Below are 19,170 nucleotides of genomic sequence, written 5' to 3'. Positions count from 1 at the left end.
TGATTTACCAAAACAAATAATAAAAAGTCCAAGTATTAAAAAACTACTGACAGAAGCCATTGGTTCTAAGATTGATTTCTTCTCAGCACTCCCTGCCGCGTATTCCGAAACAAAATAACGGTCCAGACTGCACAAAGCGTTGCCACAACAGGGCAACGCTTTCATAAAAACTATTTATTACTCGGGAATGCAAATGACAAACCACTGTTTTCGCTTGGGGCCAGCCAGCGTTCTGAGACCATCTTTGATTTTGTATAGAAATTTGCCTGATCTGGACCAAACATTTGACCATCACCAAATCTTGAACCTTTAAAACCTGCAAAGTTATGATAGCCAACCGGAATCGGAATAGGTACATTTACACCAACCATTCCTACATCAATTTCAGTTGTGAACTTCCTTGCTGCCAGACCATCATTGGTGAAAATTGTTACACCATTCCCTAATTCATGCTGATTGATTAAGTCAATCGCTTCTTCTAAATTATCTACGCGTACAATATTTCGAACTGGACCAAAGACTTCTTCCTCATAAATTTCCATTCCCGGCTTAACATTATCAAGCAAGGTTGGTGCCAGAAAGAAGCCATTGCTATTTTTTGTAATGTCTTTGTAACGTCCATCGCAAACGATTTTTGCACCTTCTTCTTCACTGCGGTCTATGGCTTTTAGAATATTTTCTTTCGCTTGTCGGGAAATAACAGGGCCATAATCGGCATTGTCTGTATAAGCCCCCACTTTTAAGTTTTCAATCTTTTCTTTTAATATTTCTACTAAACGATCAGCGGTTTCTTGTCCTACCGGCATTAATGTAGAGATCGCCATACAACGTTGGGAAGCAGCTCCATACCCTGCACTGATGAAAGCATTTGCTACTTGTTCCAGATCAGCATCCGGCATGACTACCATATTGTTTTTTCCTCCGCCTAAAGCAACAACACGTTTGCCATATTTAGCGCTTGTTTCATAAATATAATGTGCTACCGGTGTTGAGCCAACAAAAGAAACTGCCTGTACTGCCGGATTCTCAAGCAGTTCATTGACTGCCTCTTTATCTCCATTGATTACTGTCCAAATACCATCTGGGAGTCCTGCTTCTTTCCATAACTCACTCATGAATAAAGCTGTCATAGGAACCCGCTCAGACGCTTTTAAAATAACCGCATTTCCAACCGCTACCGCCATACTTGTCTGGGCGAGCGGCACCATGATTGGAAAATTGAATGGAGAGATTGCTGTTACTACACCTAGCGGATATTTAGCAGAATAAGCATTTATTTGCCCGCCAACATTTACTGAATATTCGCCTTTCATCAAATGAGGAGCATTAATAGCTAAATCTACAGATTCGATTCCACGGGTAATTTCACCTAATGCATCTTCTTCGGTTTTCCCGCTTTCCGTGCAGATTAATTCAATTAATTTTTCTTTATTTTCCGTCAGCAAGTGCCTGAATTTCATAACAATTTCTGCACGCTTGGCTACTGAGAGATCACGCCATGCAGGGAACGCAGCTTCTGCTTTTTCAATTGCCTCCTTCACTTCCTCTGCGGAAGCTAATGGCACTTTCGCAATGACCTCTCCTGTTGCAGGATTGAAAACTTCGGAGAAACGGCCGCTTTTACCAGTGATCATTTTTCCCTCAATAAAATGTGTAAGTTCTTTTACATCCGTAATGTTTGCCATCTTCATTTTCTCCTTTCTATATTAACAGGATGCCGCTTCATAATTCTTAGGCTGTCCCTGCTTTATTTCACCGGAAATTCTGCTGGTTGGAATGTTTACTTACTTATAAAGTTTCAATTGCCTGCACTATGCCTGCAATAATAAAATCTTTCTCCTCAAGGGTAATGTTTAACGGCGGGGAAAGTGTTAATACATTGTTGTATCCTGCAACTGTCACGCCATTTTTCCCAATAATCAGACGCTTCTCCCTGCACTTAGCAATCACTTGATTCACTTTCTCTGCAGGTAAGGGACTTTTTGTAATGCGGTCTTCTACCAGCTCGATTCCTATAAGCAATCCTTTTCCTCGAATATCCCCAACATAAGGACAATGTGATATTTTATCTTTTAATTCAGAAACAAGAATATCACCCATTGTTGAAGATTGTTCAAATAAATTCTCACGTTCCATTATTTCAAGATTTTTTAATGCAACTGCACATGCAGCGGGAGAGCCCCCAAATGTATTAACATGGCGGAAAAAATCATAGTTTCCGTTTCTAGTAAACTCTTCATAAACTTCTCTCTTTACCGCTGTTGCAGAAAGCGGCATATAAGCACTCGTAAGCCCCTTTGCCATCGTAACAATGTCAGGCTGCACTCCATAATGCTGATGCCCAAAGGCTTTGCCAGTACGCCCAAAACCGCAGATTACTTCATCTACTATCAATAAAGCGCCATGTTTCTCGCAAACTTCCTTTACACCTTTTAAATAGTTATCAGGAGGCATGATTACTCCTCCTCCTGTAATAATCGGTTCCAAAATCATCGCCGCTATTGTATCTGAGTGTTCCCATGTCATAATTTCGTCTACCGCTTGAACAGAAGGTAAATCAGCTGCACTCTTATATCCATCCTCATTGTAACGATACTGATCCGGAGCTTTAGCATGAATAAATCCTGGAGCTAAAGGTTCATACTTGTATTTCCGCTCAGCTTGCCCTGTTGCTGCGAGTGCACCCATAGAGTTTCCGTGATATGCGCGATAACGCGAAACAATTTTATACCGGGTTCCTTGCCCTTTCTGCTGATAATACTGGCGGGCGATTTTAAATGCTGTTTCATTTGCCTCAGAACCGCTGTTGGAGAAAAACACAACATAATCTCCGCCTAATAGATTACTTATTTTCTCGGCAAGCAAAATCGCTGAAGGATGACTAACAGTTAAGGGAGTATAATTATTCTCAAGGAGCTGGTCATATGCAGCTTTTGCAATTTCTTCCCTTCCATAACCAACGTTTACACACCATAATCCTGACATGGCATCCAGATAACGATTCCCCTCAATATCCGTCAGCCAGGCTCCTTGCGCTTTTTGAATAATGGCTGTTGCTTGCGGGTTATATGGCTTCATTGAATGCCAAAGGTATTTTTCATCTTTCGCTGCTAAATTATCTGCAATATGAACATTACCCATTTGAGTCACTCCTTTAGAAATATAATTCATCTGTCTTTATTGTGAAGTGAAATTTCGTGTTTATCATCAGACATAATGTAAAATGTTTGCTAAATATCATTTCACATATTGACTCTGTCTGATGTCTATTAAACTCGCTTTTCAGAAGATCCGCGAACGGAAAATGCGGTCAGGGAGACTCCTTTTAGCAAGACTTTGTGCAGTATTTGAATGCGAGATGCCAAGGATTAACTTTTTTGCTTTCAGCCCATATGCTTAAAGAGGCAGTGAGCTTTAACAACACTTATATTTACTATTTGACAAATGAAAGGAGCGCTTTCCTTCTTGATGGATAAAACTTCACGCGAAACAATAACTGAAGATTCTAAAATTAATGAGTGTAAAACCTCTAATCCTGATTTTCGATGCCGGCAGACTGAAAGTTATATTGAGTAGCCAGCAGCATTATTTCTACAGCAAGGCGCTTGGGAGGAAGCATATAATCACTTCCTATTAAACTTTCAATTTTGGACAAACGATGATATAGCGTCTGGCGAACAATGAATAGCTTTTGAGCGGTTTCTTTTTTGAGACAATTACACTGCAGATAAACTTGTAACGTTACAATCAGCTGTCCATTATTTTTTGCATCGTATTCATAAAGAGGCTTTAAATAGTTTTTAGCTAAATCCATAATTGCTTTATTTTTTTGCATTTGCAGAACTAATTGATGTATGTAAAGATCTTCATAAAAATAGGAAAGCTGAAGAGCGTTATTCCGGATTAACAGAGTATCCTGTGCAGTTTCGAAGCTTTGGCGGACTGATTTATAATTATTGATAATCTGCCCGACAGCAGTAGTGACCGATAGATTTATATAATTATTGTTCTTTCTAAAGTTTCTGATTTTCTCAATGCAGTCTATGATACGGTGTTTTCTATCATGTCCATAGATATCAGCAATTACATATATAAGCCTTTGCTTTTCTTCTAATAAAAATGGGATGAAGCCTTTATTTTCAAAAATATTGCGGGAATATAATTTATAATAGTTTAAATCATACTCTTTTTTTGTATTTTTGATTTGGTCGATTAATACAAAATAAGAGCAATTTAATAAATTATGAAAACCCTGTTCCTGTAAGAAGGATGTAATGGCAGAATCTTCAACTGTTCCATCCAACCAGGACTCCAATAAAAGGCGGGAGTGAATGTTTTGTTTCTCCTCTATATAGAGACTTCGCAGCAGATATTGTGATAAGGCAGTAACCGTTCTATCCAGCACCAATAATTCAAACTCATTTATAGTTCGGTTCTCTGTGAAGATACAAACTTCTCCATAGCTTTCCTCTAAAATATTTACTTCACATTTGGCGAAATGCTTTCCTTCCCCTTTTTTTTCGTACTTTTCCCTTAAGTTATGATATACATGATGCTTCTCATTTGGAATAAATAATGGCTGCTGCCCTTTTATAATGAATGCAACACTTAGATTTAAATATTTATAAAGCCTCATTAAAATATGTTCATAATGGGTTATTTTTAAAGTTAATTTATTAATATCCTGTGAATAATTTTCGAGACGTTTGATCATTTCGTACTGCTGGTTAATTAACATACTATGTATCTCTTGCGTTATTTCAATAAATGGGACGATTTCGTTAAATACAATAATCGGTAAATTGTACTGATTAGCGAGCTCAATCACATTCTTTGGAACAGTTTGAATATGTTCACCAAATTCAATGCATAATGCAGCAGCTTCTTTATTGATGAGCTGTTCAACAAATTCAAACAGTGTTTCTTCATGGATTAGCTGAATTCCCATCGTTAATATTAATTCATTTCCTTTAATGAAAGTGCCTATCTCTTTCGATTCCAGTATATGAACCCACTTGATCGTATTCAAAATTCCGTTATGACCTGCTATCACTTCTGCCTTTTGGAAATGGTTTTTATCAAATAAGTCTTGAACTGTCAGTGAATATGACATATATTACCCTCCCAAGAAAAAAGGTTTATGAAACTTTATACAGAAAAATATAACATAATGTAAAACGATAGAGGGAACTACTTTACATAATGTTCATATCAAGCTCTTAAATAGCTATGTTATATTTTTTTTATAACTTTATTTGTGACAAGGAGGGTGAGCCCATGAATCAGACAGCTTTAATTAATGGCGAAGTGATTACAGTTAATAGTAAAAACGAAGTCTATGAAGCATGTTTGATAGAAGAGAATAAGATTGCAGCGGTTGGTACAACAGAAGAAATAAAAAAACTCGTTAAATCCTCGGCAAAAGTCATTGATTTGAATGGAAGATCTGTTTTGCCTGGTCTAATTGATGCTCATATGCATCTTTTTTTATACGGCAATACATTAATGCATCTCAACTGTAAAGACCCTGTGATTAACTCGGTTGAAGAACTTTTGAGCAAATTATCAGAAATTGTCCAAAAGACTAAAAATGGACAAATCATACGGGTTTTTGGGTTCAATGAGCTTATGGTACAGGAACAGCGTTATCCTTCAATTCAGGAACTTGATCACCTTTCACAAGAACACCCAATCGTCATTACCCGTACTTGCGGTCATATCGGCATGGTTAATTCAGCCGCCTTAAAGCTGGCCGATATAGATTCATCAACTTCTGATCCCCAAGGCGGAACCATTGAAAAAGACGGCCGCGGAAGATTAACGGGCCGCCTCATCGAGAATGCCTTTTTACATTTTAATCAGTATGTGACTTATAGTGATGAAGAATTATTTAACGCACTTTCAAAGGCCCAAGAACAATTATTTTCCTATGGAATTACAAGTGTACATGATGCAGGAGGATTTGATGAAAACAGCTTTAGAATTATGCAAATTGCTTCACACAAGAAGCTAATAAAGACCAGGATTTATGCAATGATCGGCAGTCTGAATGATTGCGAGAACTTTACTAAAAACATGCTGAATGCTGGTGTAATAACCCATACAGGCAATGACTTTTTCAAAATTGGTCCTGCTAAACTATTTACTGATGGAAGCAGTACAGGGCCGACAATTGCTACTCGTGAGCCCTATACAAGTGATGAAAATAATTACGGTTACTTGCAGTATACAGAAGATGAGCTATATGCAATTTTCTCCACAGCTCATCAAAATGGCTATCAAATTACCGTGCATGCTCAGGGAGATAAAGCAATAGAGCAATATTTAAATGTCGTGGAAAGACTGCTAAACGAGTATCCGCGCGAGGATCACCGCCATCGTGTAGAACATTTAGGCGTATGTCCCCCAGATTTGCAGGAAAAAGCTAAGGCGCTGAAGGTGATTCCGATTCTCAACCCTTCATTCCCATATGAATTCGGAGAAAGTTATATCCGCAATTATGGTGAACGTATTCATTATATGTATGCCGCAAGAGATTTATTGGACCAGGGCATCATTTCAGCTGCTGGTTCAGATGCACCGATAACAACAGTTAATCCATTTGTGGGTATTTACACTGCTGTCAGTCGTTTAACACGCGAAAATACAGCCTTTGGGCAACAGCAAAAAGTATCTCTCATGGATGCCATCCGCATGTATACCTATAACGCTGCTTACGCTAGCTTTGATGAGGGTGAAAAAGGAAGCATTGAAGCAGGGAAATTGGCGGATTTAGTCATCTTAAACACTTCCCTGTTAAATTGCCATATTGAGGAGATTCCCAAGGTGAAAGCAGATTTAACAATGCTGGATGGTGAAATAGTCTACGCAAATGAAATCTAAGAATGGAGAGTGAAGCATGTGAAAAAGTACTCACAACTATTACTGCTTATTCCTTTCATAGGAATGTGTGTCCTTCTGCCGGCAGCTAATCGCATTGAACCCTATATTTTAGGATTGCCATTCTTATTATTTTGGATTGCCGTTTGGATGATTCTATCATCTGTCATTTTGTTCATCGTTTATAAATTAGACCCTGCAAATGAAGGAAGTGAAATCGAATGAACGTCGCCTTAGTGATCATCTTTCTCGTTGCTGCTGTCGCTTTATACTTAGGTATTCGTGCTACTCGCGGAAAAGAAATGAACGTAAATGAGTTTGCGGTCGGGAACAAAGGATTCGGCACGCTGTTCGTATTCTTATTAATTGCAGGTGAAGTTTACACGACCTTTACTTTTTTAGGCGGCAGTGGATGGGCCTATTCAAATGGTGCAGCAGCTTACTATGTTCCAGCCTATATTTGCTTGGCTTATGTGCTTTCTTATTGGATCATCCCCAAAATTTGGCGTTTTGCAAAAAAGCATAACGTAATTTCTCAGCCTCAATACTTTATGAAAAATTATAACAGCAAAGCACTGGGTGTAGTCGTAGCTTTTATTGGTTTAATCGCTCTAGTTCCATATATTGTAATCCAATTAAAAGGTTTAGGAATTATTGTATCCGAAGCCTCATATGGAGCTATATCGCCATTAATTGCTTCTACCATCGGTGCAGTAATTGTCACAATTTATGTCACAGTCTCAGGTATCCACGGGTCCGCCTGGAATGCAGTATTAAAGGATATAATGATTTTATTTGTCATTGTATTTTTAGGCATCTATATTCCATATCATTATTTCGGCGGCATTCAGCCTTTATTTGAGGCCGTTCAAACAGTAAAGCCAGAAGCTTTAACCTTCGCAGCTGAAGGCTATAGTATGCCATGGTTTATTTCCACCATTATTTTAAATGCATTTGGTTTTTACCTGCTACCGCAATCTTTCAGTGTAGTATTATCTGCTAAAAGTGAACGCTCATTAAAGAAAAATGCGATCACCTTGCCTTTGTATACCATTTTAATATTATTTGCCTTTTTTATTGGATTTGCAGCGATTATTCAAGTGCCGGGATTACAAGGAGCAGAAGGTGACCTATCACTGCTGCGTCTTACTATGCAAACATTTGATCCATGGTTTGTAGGAATTGTAGGCGGGGCTGGCCTATTAACTGCGTTAGTGCCGGTATCCGTTATGGTTATGTCCGGTGCTGTAGGATTAATGACAGGTTTTTATAAGTTAATTAAGCCAAACTCCAGTGACCGCCAGCAGCTTACTGTATCCAAACTATTTGTTTTATTGATTATTTTAATAGCTTATGTTTTCACTGTTACAGGCGGGAATGCATTGGCTATCCTAAACATTATGTCATATGGCTTGATCACACAATTAGTGCCAGCGCTGATTTTCGGCTTCTTTAATACCAAGTTTATGAATAAATACGGTGCTATGGCTGGAATTTTAACAGGAGTTTCGATTGTATTATATAACGCAATAACATCTTTTAAATTAATCAATATCTTCCCAAATATTCCAAGTGCTATTAATGATATCAATATTGGATTTGTAGCAATTGGGATTAATATATTCATCGGAGTGAGTGTCAGTCTCCTTACTAACGCAATCGTAGAAAGAGAAAATGCCCGGGTAGCAGAAGAAGTTGCCCAATAATTAAGGGAGGGTCATTCTTTGAAAAAGTGTAATGCTAATCGGCTTCAGCAATTAATTGAATTATTCAGTGGATATGGCAAAACCGCAAACAACGGAGTAACAAGGCTTTCATTATCGGCTGAGGATCTTGCAGCAAGGAAGAAATTCCAGGAATTATGCGAGGAACTGGACATGAAAGTAACCTGCGACGATATGGGAAATATATATGCAACTTTGCCTGGTAAGGAAAACCTGCCTCCTATTGTAATAGGTTCTCATTTGGACTCTGTAATCAAGGGTGGGCGTTTCGATGGCGTGCTGGGTGTCCTTACTGCTTTAGAGGCTGTCTATACAATTAAAGAAGATAATATCGAATTAGATTATCCTATTACGATTGTCAATTTTACTAATGAAGAAGGAGCCCGGTTTGAGCCATCCCTTATGTCTTCCGGTGTTCTATCAGGCAAATTTGATAAAACGAAGATGCTTGCTTCAACTGATACAAATGGCATTTCATTTGCCCAAGCATTAAGTGAAAGCGGTTTTGAAGGTCCAGAAACAAATCGCTTGCAGGAAGCCAGTGCTTTTATCGAATTGCATATTGAACAAGGACCTGTGCTAGAGCGGAAAAACTTAGATATTGGTATTGTTGAAGGTGTGCTTGGAATGGTCTGCTATGAAATCTCTGTCTATGGAGAATCCAATCACGCAGGTACTACTCCAATCAATATGCGTAGGGATCCAATGTTCGCCGCTGCCAATTTGATAGCAGATATCCAGAAGCAGCTGCAAAGACTGGATTCTGATATTGTCTACACAATCGGTCGTATAAATGCTTATCCTAATATTCATACAGTCATTCCTTCTGAAGTAACCTTTACTTTAGAGGCAAGACATAAGGATCCAAAAGTCATCGCAGAAGTAACGAGAATAGTAAATGGATTACCAGAAAACCCAAATTTCTGTTCAGTGGAATCGAAACGGCTTTGGGATCGGGATACAGTTGACTTTGATGCAGAAGTAGTTGATGCTGTGGAGTATGCCTGCAATGAATTAGGGTATAGGGGGCATCGAATGTACAGCGGCGCTGGACATGACGCACAATTCATCGCTTCATTTATTCCAACAGCAATGATTTTTGTTCCAAGTGTAAATGGATACAGTCACCGTGAAGATGAACTTACTTCATATGAAGACTGTGCTAAGGGAGCTGATGTTCTACTTAACGCTATATTAAAATTATGCCGGGAAAAGGTAAACTCATAGTCTGAAGCAGTTTTCTTTGCTAAAAAATTGGCTGCCTTCGTGAGAAGGCAGCCTCTCTTTTCTTTAGTTAGCACTTCTTTTAAACGGCCACCAGTTTGCCTGGCCAAAGTTCTTGACCATAACCGGAATAAATAGCGGCAGCACCACCAGTGCGTATAGCATCAACCCGACCAGAACGATGGACGCGATCTGCAATAGCGACAGCATTCCGGATGGCATCATTGCCGCAAATGTGCCACCAAGGATTACTGCAGCTGAGATAATAACAGTGCCCATCTTTTTCATGGATAACAGCATTGCATCTGCAATGGAAAGATCACGGTATTCATTAAAGCGATCCATTAAGAAAATGCTGTAGTCAACGCCAAGCGCGACCAAAATAACAAATGCAAAGAATGGAACCGCCCAGCTGATGCCCGAATATCCAAGCAAATTCACGAAAATTGCTTCATTCATTGCCATACTTGTATAGTAGGTCAAAATCAATGAACCAATTAAATAGATTGGCATTATGATAGATCTGAAAAGGAACACAAGAATAATCGAAATACCAAGCAGCATCAATACAACTGTACGGGAATAATCCTGATCTGACATCGTACTCAAATCAGCATTTGTGCTTGTAATCCCGCCTACTGCGACAACCGCGTTTTCAAGCTTAGTATCTTTAGTGGCTCTTTCCACAGCTGCTTTAATCTCATCCACCTGATTAATAGCTTCGTTGGAATATGGATTTGCTTCAAGCACCACATCCATTGTCATAACTTTACGATCCTCTGATAAATAGACATCAAACACCTGGGGAAACTCTTCATCCTCCAGAACTTCAGGCGGCAGATAGAAACCATCCATGTTTTCCGAATTCGATAGGCCTGCCAGATAATCCTGTGCCGAACCGAGACCTTCGGACACCTGTTCCAGTCCATCTGCACTCTGGCCAAGACCATCTGTCAGCTGGCTGATTTGTCCTCCAAGATCGCCGAATCCTGCCAGCAGCTGTTCCTGCCCGCCATTGATTCCTGCTAAACCATTTGTCAGCTTCGGAAAATTATTGACGATTTGCCCCTGGCCGTCAGCAAGCTGATTGAGGCCTGCCTGCTGGGCTTCGATTCCATCGATTAGCTGCTGGAGTCCTGCAGAAAGATTTGATTGTTCATTTAAAATCGCACCAAATCCATTATTTGCTTCTGCTATTCCACTATTTAACTGTGTTAGCCCCGAATTTAACTCCGTTAAGGCCCCAGTAAGTTCACCAAGGTTCTTTTGAATAGCCTGTTTGTATGTTTGGTAGGTTCGATCTGTTTTTAAGTCATAATTTGCCTCAAGATGCTTATACAAGTTATCATTAGCTGCACTAATTTCACCAAGTCCTGAACCCACCTTGGCATATCCAGCTTGCAGCTGGGTTAACCCCTCTTGAGTATCCTGGTAACCATTTAATAGTTTTTGATAATTAGCTGTGAGTTTTTCCACTCCAGCCTTGGATTTTTCCAAACCATCTTTAATTTGATCTGAACCCGCAGACCCCTGACGAATACCATCTTCAATTTTAGCAAGGTTTGTTTGTATCTCACCAAGGCCGGACTTGATTTCATTGGTACCAGAAATCAAATCGTTGATTCCTTTTGTGGCATTCTGCAGCTCAGGCTCTGATTTGGACAGTTCGCTGCTTGCTTCATTTAAGCCGTCTGAAATTTTATTTAACCCGTCCTTACCTTCTCCAAGGCCTTCTTCAAGAGTCTCAGCTTGTTTGGCAACAAAGAAGTCTTCGATTGGCTCTCCAGTTGGTCTTGTGACAGAGCGGACTGTATCCACCAGATCTACTTTTTCAACCTCTCGGCTAATTTTTTCAGCCAGGCCTATATATTCAGCCGAGTCCATTTCCTCATCGTTTTTCAGGACGATTTGCGTTGGCATGGATTCTCCTGGCCCAAAGCTGTCAGCAATGGCATTAAACGCCTTAATGGAATTAACATCTCCGCCGATTTCCTCCAGGGAGTTGTAAGAAAGTTCTCCGTCATATGTCACCAGGAACGGCACACAAACGGCTGCCACTATAAGCAATGCCAGGAATGGACGCGCCAGCGAGAATCGGCCTACCGTTCCCCATAGCCTGCTTTCTCCATGCTCGGCACTCTTCTTTGAAGGCCAGAAAATTTTCTGTCCCAGCACTGCCATAAAGAATGGCACGATGGTAAATAAAGCAATTAATAATATTACTACACCAATGGCCACAGCTGCTGCTGACTGATAAAGAATAAACTGCGAGAAGCCAATTGCAGCAAAGCCAATCATAACAGCCAAACCGCTGAAGAATACTGTGCGGCCCGCATTTCGGTATGTTGCCACAATGGCGTCCGCTGTGCTTTCATTATAGGAAAGTTCTTCTTTAAAACGGCTCAGCAGCAGGATACAATAGTCTGTTCCAATCCCAAACAGAATCGCAACAAGGAAAATCTGGGTATAGTTCGAAATCGGGAAATCCAGCCTATCGACTAAAAATGCCACTATGGACTGTGAGGCAAGATAGGTGAATCCCACTGTCATCAGCGGGATAATTGGTGCAACCACTGATCGGAATACCAGAAGCAAAACAACCAGAATAAAAACGACTGTGATTCCTTCTGTCTTTTTCAGTCCTTCCTGGGAACTGTTCATGAGATCTTCATTGATCAGCCATTCACTCGTATAATAATGATCTACCTTTACATCATCAATAGCTGAATAAAGCTCTTCACTCAGCTCCGCTGGCTCACGGTCATTCCAGCTTACATTGACAGAAGCCAGAATCGACTTGCCATCTTCTGAAACAAGCTGTTCTTTCAAGCTTTCTTCATTAAAATGGCTAAGAATTTCTGTAATTCCCATTTCGCCGCTTTTTTCTTCAAGCGTCCGGATAGCTTTCTCCGCTTCTTTGATTTCTTCTCCAGTAAGCTTTTTATCATTATGAAAAACAAGTGCAACCTGGGTCTCATCCCCTCCGCCTTCCTGCTTCTGCACTTCCTGCATGATATCCCCGGCAAGTGTGGATGAATACTCTTCAGGCACAGTAATCTGCCCTTTATCACGGACCAGATCTGCCATGTTTGGCGCTGCCATTAACAAGCCGGCAGCCACTGCGATCCAAACGACAATGACAAGCCATTTTCTTTTAATAATTGAATACACTCTTTAATCCCCCGCTTTATTTTCTGATAAAGTGAAACTTCAATCAGTGGGGTTCTCTCCCCCCGCTGACTGTTTGCTGAGGCCCACAGGAAGTGAGTCACAAAGGCGTTGCCACAGGAAGTGGCGTTCTCTAGTCTTTGTCCCTCTTTCGGGGCTATACGCGCAGTTTGTCTTCCGCTCATACTCATTCGATTTCTCCTGAGTCTAGAACGGGAGTCTTACTGCCCGTTAGACTGCGATAGTACTTTATCCAATTTTTCAAAGGTTTCAATGAACTGCTGAATTTCGGCCTGATCAAATCTATTTATCAGTGATTCTACAAGGTTATAAATCTTTTCTTCTGCTTTGATGTACAACTCATTCCCTTTTTCGGTAAGAGTCAGATAGACAACCCTGCGATCATTTTCATCTCGTGTTCGCTGAATCAGCCCTTTTTCCCACATACGCGTGATCATCGCCGTAATCGCGCTCTTTTTCACGTCAAACACTTCAGCAAGCTCTGAGGAAGTACAAGAACCCACCTGATTTATGTACCTCAGTGTAAAATGCTGGTCATTGGTCAAATCGCTGCCAATCTGATTTTTCACAAGTGACGCAGCCTTTTTCTCCACGGAAAAAGAAACTGCAATATACCGGTCGACCAAGTCCTTAATATTTGGCACATTCACTTATATATTCACCTCACGGAGTAATTATTCTACCATTTAACTGTTCAACTGTTTAACTATTAACATAGTTAACTTTAATACAGGGAAAGTTCGTTGTCAATTAAACTTCATCAAAAGGAATAAAATAACGTTTCCCTTTTTTATCTCCTGTACTTACTCTGCAAGATTGCTTAAGAATCCGCTTTGCAGTATCACTGGATAGGCTGCCCAAAAAATATCTGGCCTCTTTATTTGTTATTGTGGGACTAATCAGGAGGGCATAATCATTTAATGCCTGAATATGTGCATTTTTTGAAACATGGCTGCATGCAAGGCATTTCCAGTTGCCATGGACCCTGTTCATAGGAAACGATAAACAGCTAGGACATTGAATACCCTTTATCAAGTCAGTTTTCTGTATTGCATATCTTTGAAAAATATCAATTTCTGCTGGAGTATGGTCAGCTATTAGGCGTGAATATAACTTCTTGAGCTGTCTTGAATTGAGGAACGAGGATGTAAATTTCTTTTCATAGAATCTCATTTTGCTGAGGATATCCAAAGAGGGGATTACTAAATATGGGGTTATTTTATCGCGGGGATCGAATTTAATTACAGTGTGTTCATTTGCCATAACAACGAGTGGTTCAATCGGAAGGACAGGGAAACGGTACCTAACGAGCCAATTCTTTAAATCCTCTGCCTGCCGTTTTACCTGTGCCACCGGGTCGGCAAATCCTTCCTCCTTACCTTCAATGGTCCGGATAATTTGTTTAAATGAGGAATTGAAGAAGATAGATCCTGAAATATTTTTCACTTCGAGAATGGAAATAAAAAAAGGGGTAAGGAGCAGGACATCAATTTGGAAGAAATGCCTGCCATTCGAAAGTCTCAAATCATGGAATATTAAATAATCCTTGCCGGGGAGGTAGCTCAAGGGAAATTCAAGAAGTTTTTCACCTATATATCCAGCCCTTTGTCTGGCATAATCTGTTTTTATCAAAGAGTATTTTGGATGACCTTCCGGCAATCTTTTCAATAATGTCTCCAATTTAACCAGAAAGATTGGTTTTGCCCTAGGTTTTGCAATCAATTTATCACTCCTCTATTAATTTTTATAAAAAGAATTCGACTTTTCAGCAACCATTTCCTTTATTTGAATGATCGATCTGCTAAAAATTGATTTTTTCAGCGAAATTTAGAATATATCGGCGATATAACATTTTTATCAGCGAAATCTGAGATATATAAGCTAAACCTGACATTTTATCAGCTAAACCAAAAACAGTCCCCCCATTCGGAGGACTGCTGCATTTCAGGAAAAAATTCTTCCAGTTCTTCCTAAGCAAGAACCTTTGAAGCTGGATCTACTGCTTGCTCACCCATTAAGTCTGGCTTTGGGACTACTGTTGCTGCCATTTTTCCGTCTTGCCAAAGACTGCACTGCAACAATGGCAATCATCGATAATTTTAATTTCCATCAAAAAAGACCCCATCTTTGGAGCCTTGTCGGTTAAAATTCGATTTGAATCTTTTCTGCATCTTCAATCTTGTTCCCATCAGCACTAAACACATCGCTAGTGGTGATATCGAAATGTGTCAGATCCGATTTTTCTATAATAAAGCCAACATTGCCATCTTTGGTTTCGTTTGGCCCGATTTCTTCGGTTAGCCCATCAAGGTAAATATCCTTTTCCCATGTAACTTGCTCACCTTTACTTGTTTCAAGGATGGCTGCCGGGGCAAAGTTCACTTTTTGATCAGAAGTGTTCTTTATTTCAACAAAGACTTTAACAAAGTCGAATTCCTCGTCATGAGTCAGGGTGTGAAAATAATCCACTAAGCTGTAGTCTGGCTTCAAATGCATTACTTTTGCGTCTGTCACTTTCATTTCAATTGGGCCGATGCTGTAAGTTCCATTAACGTATTTTACTTTTTTCAAAGTAAGTTCACCTTTTTCGTCCAGGTGAGTCTGTCCTGCTTTTTTCAACTGCCGATCATCCGGAACCTGAGGGTTTGGTGCATAATTTTTCACAGCTTCACTTTCTTCCGGAGCTTCTGCACTTACATCAGAAGGCTGTTCCGGCGCGCCCGAGCAGCCAAATAAAACAAACGATAAGAGAGCAAGCATTGTGATCAGTTTTTTCATGATGATCCCCCTTTTATAGTGTAAAAAGTTCCCGCTGCTCCTTGAAAGCAGCGGGAGATTATACATTATTTATCTCCAACCTTTACATTGGACTTCAATATTTCAAAAATCAATTTAGCATGGTCTGTATTTTCGATTTGTCCTGCAAAGCGGTCGCTTGAAGGGCCAAATGCATATACCGGCACGTCTTCACCAGTATGGCCGCCAGTTGTCCAGCCAGTATGGGAGCGCTCGTTGAAGATTTCCTCAATCGCGTTATCAATCTCTGTTACATTCTTCGTTTCAGCAGCATCTTTAACAGATTGGATCTCTTCACCAGTTAAATCGAGGTCGATATACTGGTTCAACGTTTTTTCTGCATCCGCACCTTTTGCAATTTCCGCTGCCATAAAGTCAGGTGTACGCTTTGCTGCTTTAATTGGCTCGCTGAACCAATTGTAGATGCCATCAGAACCGATGGAATAGCCGCCAGTTGAGTGGTCAGCAGTTGCAACAACAAGGGTATGCTTGTCCTTTTTCGCAAAATCAATGGCTGCTTTGAATGCCTTTTCGAAGTCTTCCATTTCGCTCATTGCCCCAACAATATCATTATCATGGCCAGCCCAGTCTACCTGACTGCCTTCTACCATCAGGAAGAAGCCGTCTTTATCCTTGTTCAGACGCTGGATTGCAGAAGTAGTCATTTCTTCCAATGAAGGAGTGTCTTCTGTGCGGTCAATCATTTTTGGCAGGCCACGCTCTGCAAATAAACCAAGAACCTGCTCATTGTCATCCGCTAATAACTGCTCGCGGTCTGTTACATAGCTAAATCCATCCTTCTTAAACTCTTCTGTAAGATTTCTGTCATTACGGACAAATAAATCTGTGCCTCCGCCAAGAAGAACATCTACCTTATGGTCGCCATTGATAAGCTCATCATAGTAATCATCCGCAATGGCATTCATATTCTTGCGGCTTTCGTCATGGGAGCCGAATGATGCAGGAGTCGCATGCGTAATTTCAGACGTTGCAACAAGTCCTGTTGCTTTTCCTTTCTCTTTTGCTGCTTCCAAAACGGTTTTCACTTCTGAGCCATCGTTATCTACGGCAATCGCATTGTTATAAGTTTTAATGCCTGCAGACATTGCTGTTGCTGCAGATGCGGAATCTGTTACATTTTGTTCCGGATCTTCCGGGTAAGTCATTTGCTGACCGACCAAATATTTATCCAGCTCGGAACGTTCAACAAATTTTGTGCTTGGGTCGTCTTTTAAATAACGGTATGCAGACGTATAAGATACGCCCATTCCATCACCGATAAGGAAAATAACATTTTTGATCTCTCTTTTATCTGATTGTCCTTTAGCTTCTGTTTGCTGAACTGTACCCATTAGTCCTCCAAACGCAACTGCAGAAGCGGCAAGAACCGGAATTGCTTTTTTTGTAAATTTCTTTAATGTCATTGAATGAACCTCCTTGTTGTTAACTTACATGTAAAAGTATAGAGACATAGTGTAAATAAAGAATTAATAGAGTGTAAAAATGATATAAACATATGTAAAGATACTATCTTTGCTTTCCAAAATCTTTTTATGTAAAATTCATAAAAAGACGATAGGAACGAAGGGGAGATTTTGATGAAGGTTTTGGCCCTGCTGGGAAGCACAAGAGAAAATGGCAACTCTGAATTCTTGGCAAAAAAAATAGTAGAAGGTACTGATCACACCCTGGTAAAATTATCAGATCTGCATATCGAACCGATTGTGGATAAGAGGCATGCGGATGGGGGCTTTACACCGGTTGATGACGACTATGAACAATTAGTGCAGCATATGTTGTCACATGATGTATTTGTATTCGCCACCCCTTTATACTGGTATGGCATGAGTGGTCCGATGAAGGATTTCTTTGATCGCTGGTCACAGTATCTAAGGGATGAACGCTTTAACCTGAAAGAAGAGCTGGCAAAGAAGAAAGCTTACGTTGTAATTACAGGCGGCAGCAGTGCTAAAGTAAAGGGACTTCCCCTTGTTCAGCAATTTCAATATATCTGTGAGTTTGTAGGCATGGAGCTTGAAGACTATATCATTGGGAGTGGAGTAAAGCCGGGAGAAGTTAAAGAGGACACTCTTGCTTTAACGAAGGCCGAACAGTGGAATACATTCTTTTCAAAATAAAAAGGCGGACTCATGGTTCCGCCTTTTTTACCTATCATGATTCCTGCCTTACCCTGGAATCTTTTTTCAGCTGATTTTCCCCATCAGGGTCTATATATAATTTCCTGCTTGGCATAGCGACATAAACACGCTCATTTTCAAGAATATCCATGATCTCAAAATTGATTTCTTCCTTAATTTTCAGGAATTCGCCCCAATTTGTCGTTTTGGTAAAGAAATAAAGGAAGATATCGAGCCCATTTTCTTTGTAGTCGTCAAAGGTAACAAGAATGGTTTCCGGATGAATATCCGGATGATTTTTTAAAAGATACTCGATCTGCCCTACCACATTCGCCATTTGATCTTTAGTCGTATCATGAGTAACGCGCAATCTGAAGCTGATTTGCCTTTTCCCCATCTTGCTCCAGTTTGTAATCGATTCATTTGCTAAAGTAGCATTAGGAACTGTGACCAGCGCCTGTGCAAATGTCCTTACCCTGGTGCTTCGAAAAGAAATATCTTCAACCGTTCCCTCGACACTTGGAGTCATAATCCAATCGCCAATCGTGAAAGGCTTTTCCGTAATAATGACAAATCCGCCAAACAAATTGCCCAGAACATCCTTGGCAGCAAAAGCAATGGCGACTCCGCCTAATCCAAGCCCCGCTACAAAGCCATTCACATCATAATCAAACTCCTGGGCAACCACGCTAATACTGATTGCCACAATAACAACTCTCAAGGCCTTTGAAATGAAAGGAATAAGAATATCATCAATTTCAAGATCGTACTTAACCTTAAGACTGGTAAAAAGTGCAGATGATGCAGCTGCCATATTGTACAAACCCCAGGTAATCATAATGATAACTGAAGCCCTAATAATATCTAAAAATAAAGAATTATGCTGGTTTAAGTAAGGAAAATAACCGACAGAAACATAGATTCCTATAATGATAAATAACCACTGAATCGGCTTTTGAAATGAAACAAAAACATGTGAGAAAAAGTCATTTGGCGCTTTTCTGCTGAGCCTTAATAATAGTGTAAATACATATTTGGTGAAAAGCTTCCGGAAAATGAGAAACAGCAGGAAAATCCCAATTGATATTCCCAGGTCCACCAATATATCTTCTTTCATGTAAGTTTCCCAGAACATATGAATAACCTCCTTGATGCTATTTGTTATCATAACATAATTCTATAAGACAGGTTATCATACGATATTCCCTAAAAAACAGATT

At 40.0% G+C, this 19,170-nt stretch carries 14 protein-coding genes; 5 read left to right on the top strand and 9 right to left on the bottom strand.

Going from position 1 to position 19,170, the window contains the following annotated elements; genetic code table 11:
- Nucleotides 1-170 precede the first annotated feature (170 nt).
- The 3 genes from JI665_RS14340 to JI665_RS14330 form a co-directional block, all read right to left on the bottom strand.
- A complete protein-coding gene (locus JI665_RS14340; RefSeq protein WP_206840228.1) occupies nucleotides 171-1,685 on the bottom strand; it encodes a CoA-acylating methylmalonate-semialdehyde dehydrogenase in 1,515 nt (504 codons plus the stop codon).
- 103 nt (nucleotides 1,686-1,788) lie between these two features.
- Nucleotides 1,789-3,141: an aspartate aminotransferase family protein gene (locus JI665_RS14335; protein ID WP_206840226.1), complete on the bottom strand. Its 1,353-nt coding sequence runs from the start codon at nucleotides 3,139-3,141 to the stop codon at nucleotides 1,789-1,791.
- A 388-nt stretch (nucleotides 3,142-3,529) separates the two neighbouring features.
- The gene (locus JI665_RS14330; RefSeq protein WP_206840225.1) at nucleotides 3,530-5,113 is read right to left on the bottom strand and encodes a PucR family transcriptional regulator; all 1,584 of its coding nucleotides are present in this window, start codon (nucleotides 5,111-5,113) and stop codon (nucleotides 3,530-3,532) included.
- A gap of 164 nt (nucleotides 5,114-5,277) precedes the next feature.
- On the opposite strand from JI665_RS14330, the gene JI665_RS14325 reads away from it, so the two are divergent.
- Genes JI665_RS14325 through JI665_RS14310 form a run of 4 tightly spaced genes read left to right on the top strand, consistent with a single transcriptional unit; the run spans nucleotide 5,278 to nucleotide 9,830 of the window.
- Nucleotides 5,278-6,882: an amidohydrolase gene (locus tag JI665_RS14325; protein WP_206840224.1), complete on the top strand. Its 1,605-nt coding sequence runs from the start codon at nucleotides 5,278-5,280 to the stop codon at nucleotides 6,880-6,882.
- Nucleotides 6,883-6,900: 18 nt separating this feature from the next.
- Nucleotides 6,901-7,104: a DUF3311 domain-containing protein gene (locus JI665_RS14320; RefSeq protein WP_312886206.1), complete on the top strand. Its 204-nt coding sequence runs from the start codon at nucleotides 6,901-6,903 to the stop codon at nucleotides 7,102-7,104.
- Nucleotides 7,101-8,585 (top strand): sodium:solute symporter family protein, encoded by a 1,485-nt coding sequence (locus tag JI665_RS14315; RefSeq protein WP_206840223.1) that lies wholly within the window; start codon nucleotides 7,101-7,103, stop codon nucleotides 8,583-8,585. Before JI665_RS14320 ends, JI665_RS14315 begins: the two co-directional genes overlap by 4 nt.
- 18 nt (nucleotides 8,586-8,603) lie before the next feature.
- The gene (locus JI665_RS14310; protein WP_206840222.1) at nucleotides 8,604-9,830 is read left to right on the top strand and encodes a Zn-dependent hydrolase; all 1,227 of its coding nucleotides are present in this window, start codon (nucleotides 8,604-8,606) and stop codon (nucleotides 9,828-9,830) included.
- A gap of 63 nt (nucleotides 9,831-9,893) precedes the next feature.
- Here JI665_RS14310 and JI665_RS14305 read toward each other — a convergent pair whose 3' ends face one another.
- The 5 genes from JI665_RS14305 to JI665_RS14285 form a co-directional block, all read right to left on the bottom strand.
- Complete coding sequence (locus JI665_RS14305; RefSeq protein ID WP_206840221.1) at nucleotides 9,894-12,998, bottom strand: MMPL family transporter; 3,105 nt, start codon at nucleotides 12,996-12,998, stop codon at nucleotides 9,894-9,896.
- Between the two features lie 218 nt (nucleotides 12,999-13,216).
- Nucleotides 13,217-13,666, bottom strand: a complete 450-nt coding sequence (locus JI665_RS14300; protein ID WP_206840220.1) for a MarR family winged helix-turn-helix transcriptional regulator — start codon at nucleotides 13,664-13,666, stop codon at nucleotides 13,217-13,219.
- Between the two features lie 100 nt (nucleotides 13,667-13,766).
- A complete protein-coding gene (locus JI665_RS14295; protein WP_206840218.1) occupies nucleotides 13,767-14,738 on the bottom strand; it encodes a nuclease-related domain-containing protein in 972 nt (323 codons plus the stop codon).
- Between the two features lie 420 nt (nucleotides 14,739-15,158).
- Nucleotides 15,159-15,794, bottom strand: a complete 636-nt coding sequence (locus JI665_RS14290; protein ID WP_206840215.1) for a DUF4352 domain-containing protein — start codon at nucleotides 15,792-15,794, stop codon at nucleotides 15,159-15,161.
- Nucleotides 15,795-15,859: 65 nt separating this feature from the next.
- On the bottom strand, nucleotides 15,860-17,236 hold the full coding sequence (locus tag JI665_RS14285) for an alkaline phosphatase (protein WP_206840214.1): 1,377 nt from the start codon (nucleotides 17,234-17,236) through the stop codon (nucleotides 15,860-15,862).
- Nucleotides 17,237-17,410: 174 nt separating this feature from the next.
- Between JI665_RS14285 and JI665_RS14280 the strand changes: the two genes are divergently transcribed.
- Nucleotides 17,411-17,950, top strand: coding sequence for a flavodoxin family protein (locus JI665_RS14280; RefSeq protein ID WP_206840212.1), 540 nt, complete (start codon nucleotides 17,411-17,413; stop codon nucleotides 17,948-17,950).
- A gap of 34 nt (nucleotides 17,951-17,984) precedes the next feature.
- Here JI665_RS14280 and JI665_RS14275 read toward each other — a convergent pair whose 3' ends face one another.
- On the bottom strand, nucleotides 17,985-19,085 hold the full coding sequence (locus tag JI665_RS14275; RefSeq protein ID WP_206840210.1) for a mechanosensitive ion channel family protein: 1,101 nt from the start codon (nucleotides 19,083-19,085) through the stop codon (nucleotides 17,985-17,987).
- Nucleotides 19,086-19,170: the final 85 nt, after the last annotated feature.

Origin of the sequence: Bacillus sp. NTK034, assembly GCF_017303275.1 — a bacterium.
Classification (GTDB): domain Bacteria; phylum Bacillota; class Bacilli; order Bacillales; family Cytobacillaceae; genus Cytobacillus.
This window is presented reverse-complemented; position numbering and strand designations above follow the sequence as displayed.

Bases quoted from the DNA above. Each gene is read 5' to 3' on its own strand.
- JI665_RS14340 (WP_206840228.1), bottom strand. From the start codon at position 1,685: ATGGCAAACATTACGGATGTAAAAGAACTTACACATTTTATTGAGGGA.
- JI665_RS14335 (WP_206840226.1), bottom strand. From the start codon at position 3,141: ATGGGTAATGTTCATATTGCAGATAATTTAGCAGCGAAAGATGAAAAA.
- JI665_RS14330 (WP_206840225.1), bottom strand. From the start codon at position 5,113: ATGTCATATTCACTGACAGTTCAAGACTTATTTGATAAAAACCATTTC.
- JI665_RS14325 (WP_206840224.1), top strand. From the start codon at position 5,278: ATGAATCAGACAGCTTTAATTAATGGCGAAGTGATTACAGTTAATAGT.
- JI665_RS14315 (WP_206840223.1), top strand. From the start codon at position 7,101: ATGAACGTCGCCTTAGTGATCATCTTTCTCGTTGCTGCTGTCGCTTTA.
- JI665_RS14290 (WP_206840215.1), bottom strand. From the start codon at position 15,794: ATGAAAAAACTGATCACAATGCTTGCTCTCTTATCGTTTGTTTTATTT.
- JI665_RS14285 (WP_206840214.1), bottom strand. From the start codon at position 17,236: ATGACATTAAAGAAATTTACAAAAAAAGCAATTCCGGTTCTTGCCGCT.
- JI665_RS14280 (WP_206840212.1), top strand. From the start codon at position 17,411: ATGAAGGTTTTGGCCCTGCTGGGAAGCACAAGAGAAAATGGCAACTCT.
- JI665_RS14275 (WP_206840210.1), bottom strand. From the start codon at position 19,085: ATGTTCTGGGAAACTTACATGAAAGAAGATATATTGGTGGACCTGGGA.